This is a genomic window from uncultured Clostridium sp. (genome assembly GCF_900547735.1).
Taxonomy (GTDB): Bacteria; Bacillota; Clostridia; order Lachnospirales; family Lachnospiraceae; genus Otoolea.
Genome location: NZ_URHZ01000147.1, coordinates 1 through 3,520 on the forward strand (window position 1 = coordinate 1; position 3,520 = coordinate 3,520).

Below are 3,520 nucleotides of genomic sequence, written 5' to 3' on the forward strand. Positions count from 1 at the left end.
TCCCACCACCCCGTCCGCCGTCTTACAGAGGCGTCCTCGCATCTCAACTAAATCCCCTTATAACGTTTTAATGCCACTGATTCTGAAAAATCCCCCCGCTTCTTCAAACTCAATCGCCAGCTCCTGTTCAAAATGCGCGGTAAAACGGTTATCCGTCTTCTCGTAGGCCGTTCCGTTCCACATCAGAAAACTCTCGACGAAGATTTTGTGATCAACGGCAAACTTCTGGATACACTGCATCGTCAGGTTTGTAAACTTAACCATGCCGACAGGAGCAAACACTTCCTTTGGAACGTTGCCAAAAGCTATAAAAATGGCTCCCCCATCATGAGGTCCGCGGTAATAGCAAAACTCACGGTCCGATATACCGCAGGCGGCAATCGACAGATTATGCCCGTTAAAGGTGTCGTCCAGCTCGAATTCAGCAACGGTAAGGGGTTCCAGTCCCCACGCTTCGCCTTTCCGCCTCGTCTCCTCCGCTGTTTCTAAAATTGTTTCATTAAAACCGTTTATATTTTCCCATCCCCACAGCCAGGTGCCGGAGGAGGCAGATTCGCTTCCTATAAACTGGATCGGGTATTTATCTTGTCCAAAACTGATAAATCCGGATTCAAAGTCCACGTTCCAGTCCTGTCCCCGCACCACCAGGTCACTGCAGGCCGTCTGAACCGCCATCATTTTCCCCAGACAGGCCGAAAAAACCTGCTTCCAATTACCCGTATCGATTGTTCGGCCGTCAAATACAGATTTTCTTTCCACCGGGGCGGCCTGTTCCTTTTTCTGTGTTTTTTTGAAAAATCCCATTCTGATTCTCCCTTTCTCTGCTGCACTCATTCTTCTGCCATTATACCAGAAACTTCCTGTTATAGCCACATTTCAGCCGTTGTCCACGTACGGCTCCTGATAAGCGGATTAAAGCGCCGCCCCACTCCCATAAACCGGGAGGGTGACGGCGCTTTGACCCGTTCATCCTTTTCTATTCCACCTGCTGATTTATTTTCTCCTGTTCACCATCCAGTTCCCTGATTATCTGCTCAATCACCGGAAGCTCTTCTTCCAGCTCCTCCGCTATGATTTCCGCGGTCTTTCCTTTCGCCAGTTTCCGTGCGGTCTGCTCCTTTAATTTACTTCGTATCCCTTCCTCACGCCCTGATTTCAGGCCTTCTTCCCGGCCGCATCTCAATCCTTCCTCGCGGCCCCGCTCAATTCCAACAGATAATATACTCATCCTAACAGCCTCCCATTCTTCTGACTGTTTCACTTCGGTTACGATTTCATCCAGCTTCAGGATCCTTTCATCCTTTACCACAATTCCCGGATTGTCAAGCCGGGTCTCCTTCATATACTGCAGAAGGCTGACCAGGGTTGGATCCCCGTTTTTACTTGTCATGTTCAGAAAAATCTTAGTCGTCCCATCCTCCAGATACAGCCCGGCTATTTCTCTGCACTGCTCCGTAAAGGTGTATTTTGCCAGATTGCGCCCGAAAATATCCTCCTGCGTTATAAACGTCACAATTGTAGACGGAAGATATTTATACCGGGTCTCCCTGCCTGATTTTAAGAGCGGCGTATCCAAAAGGCCCTGATAATATCTCGCTCTCCGCCTCACGTCGTCCTTTTCCGTATCGTTTTGCATCTCTGTGGCGAAACGCCGGTTCCTGCTGTCCGCCGCCCAGGCATCCAGACGGATGGCCCGTTTACCAATGTGGTTTAAGACAACCTCCTCCACATGGACTTCCGCCAGCTCAAGTTCCGGTTCATCCATGATAATACTCAGCACAGTCCGATGCGCTTCCCGATTTTTCATGACGGATAAAAACAGTGCAAAATCACTCAGGTTAAACTCCATATCCTCCGGAAACTGCAGTTCCCCGCTGAGTCCGGACTTTTCTCCATAGCGTCCCCATTCTTCTTTCATAGCCGTCCTTCCTTTCTGTAAATTCCGACAGGAAGAACATCCGCCTCCCTGCCTGCCGTATTGGATCGTCAAGCAAAGAGTCTTTTGAATGCCATATAAGGCATAAGAATGTTAAGATTTGAAATAGAATGATCAAAGCTCTGCTTAATTTTATCGTAGCATAACAGGGGTAGAATTACAAGAAAAAAAGTCCCGGCCGTGCGGTGCGAAACGCCCCCTTTGTTACTGTTCACTCCGTGCCCAGTAACACGCTGCGCGATGCACAGAAACGGCAAAAAACGCCGTTTCGCGCCGCAACCCTCGGGTTTTCTGTGACTTTCGCTACGCTCCACTCACAAAAAACACCTCGCGGAATACTACCTGTGAACAGTAACACCCCTTTTCCCGTTTCTGTGTATTGTAAAAATTGTCGCCTTTCATAAGACGGACAGTCATGTAAATACCATGGACGGGGCTGCGCCGCTGTGATAAACTGTAGGTAACTGGAAATCAGATAAGTACCGTTTTTCCGCCGCGGGGAGGGGCAGAATTATGAAGAAATTAAGCAGTTCTAAATCAATTGTAATGTGGCTTTTTGTGTGTATGTTCACCGTTGCCCTGTGCATTCCTTCATTTGCGGAGGATATCAAAACCTGTATCAAGGACAATGAACTGGTAAAAACGCCTGTCGCCGAGCACAACGGAGTGGTAATTACCCCGTCGGAATGGCAAGTAAATGACTATTTTTCAACACCGTCCCTGGACATCAGCTTTCTGGTGGAAAACGGATCGGGCGAGACGGTCAGCGTGACAAACAGATACTTCTATATCAACGGCCAGAGTGTCGGTGTTAACCCCGACTTTACAGGTGATATCGCTCCGGGTTCCAGCAAGACGCTCACTATTTCCATCAGTGAATTTTACTTTACCTCCCAGCGCATCAAAAATATCAATTCCCTGGGCGCTTCCTTTTTCATTAAATACAAAAAAGACGGACGCACCTACACGACTCTTCCCGGCTTTGCACAGACGGAGCATCCGTCTGAAACAGCCCTCACGCCGTTTAAGGGAACTGAAATATACAGCGACGAAAACGTGAAAGTCACTGCCGAATCCTCTCTGAAAAATTTTCCGGGCGCTTATGCATTCAATGCAAACGTGGTAAATACCGGTGACCATGTCATTTCACTCCGTACCTACAACATGGCGATTAACGGGAAGACGCCCGAAATAGATGAGTCCCTTCAATCCTCAGACTGGGTTCTGCTGTACCCGGGGACATCGGCGGATGTATATAATATGATTTATTTAAAGGAATCACGGGATGAACGCCTTCCAAGCAACCGGTTCCACAATATGACCTGGAAAATGTCCTATACGATATATCAGAGAAATGAGGAAACGGGAGAACTTATCCGGCAGGATACCAGGGATACGGAAGGAATAACAGTAGAGCTTAAAAAATAAGGGGTTGAGGAATGAGAACGCCGCCGGAATGGCCGGGGGCGGGATGGTGAGGGGGAGGGTGTGAGTCTTCAGTCCCGGTTTGTAAGTTGTCGCGGGTGGGAAATCCGGGCAGAAAAAGTTCCTCCGGGAAACGCTTGCGCTCTTTGGAGTACATAA

At 48.6% G+C, this 3,520-nt stretch carries 3 protein-coding genes; 1 reads left to right on the forward strand and 2 read right to left on the reverse strand.

Features of this window, described 5'->3' with window-relative positions:
• Window positions 1–57: 57 nt before the first annotated feature.
• Both QZT18_RS23370 and QZT18_RS23375 read right to left on the reverse strand, forming a co-directional pair.
• The gene (locus QZT18_RS23370; RefSeq protein WP_294152136.1) at window positions 58–804 is read right to left on the reverse strand and encodes a DUF6882 domain-containing protein; all 747 of its coding nucleotides are present in this window, start codon (window positions 802–804) and stop codon (window positions 58–60) included.
• A gap of 172 nt (window positions 805–976) precedes the next feature.
• Window positions 977–1,918 (reverse strand): hypothetical protein, encoded by a 942-nt coding sequence (locus QZT18_RS23375; protein ID WP_294152138.1) that lies wholly within the window; start codon window positions 1,916–1,918, stop codon window positions 977–979.
• Window positions 1,919–2,449: 531 nt separating this feature from the next.
• Here QZT18_RS23375 and QZT18_RS23380 point away from each other — a divergent pair.
• Window positions 2,450–3,364, forward strand: coding sequence for a hypothetical protein (locus tag QZT18_RS23380; protein WP_294152141.1), 915 nt, complete (start codon window positions 2,450–2,452; stop codon window positions 3,362–3,364).
• Window positions 3,365–3,520: the final 156 nt, after the last annotated feature.